Genomic DNA, 362 nt, shown 5'->3' on the forward strand with positions numbered 1-362 from the left:
GGGGCACGTTGTGGACTTTATCCAGTTCCCCAACTTCGCGATCTTCAACATCGCGGATTCTGCTGTGGTGTCCGGGGTCGCGATCGTTTGTATCTTGACGCTTCGCGGGATAGCCATGGACGGTTCGCGCCACGGCGCACCGAGCGAGCGAACCGCTGACGCAGGCAACGCGCAAGGTCCCGCTCCGGAGGCACCCGGTGAGTAGGGACCTGAGCATTCCAGAGGAGTTGGGCGGAGTCCGGGCCGATGCAGGCATTGCGAAACTGCTGGATGTTTCCCGGTCGGCGGCGGCGTTGCTCCTCTCGGAGGGCAACGTCACCAGCGGGGGAGCAACGCTTGAGAAATCGGCCAAGCTTACAGCT

The 362-nt window shown here is 63.0% G+C and carries 1 protein-coding gene; it reads left to right on the forward strand.

Features of this window, described 5'->3' with window-relative positions; all coding sequences use genetic code 11:
* Positions 1 to 205 (forward strand): signal peptidase II (locus SB764_RS38785; RefSeq protein WP_410866578.1); only part of this gene is annotated, 205 nt, incomplete at its 5' end.
* Between the last annotated feature and the right edge of the window lie 157 nt (positions 206 to 362).

Origin of the sequence: Paraburkholderia sp. SIMBA_027 (assembly GCF_046535315.1) — a bacterium.
Taxonomy (GTDB): Bacteria; Pseudomonadota; Gammaproteobacteria; order Burkholderiales; family Burkholderiaceae; genus Paraburkholderia; species Paraburkholderia tropica.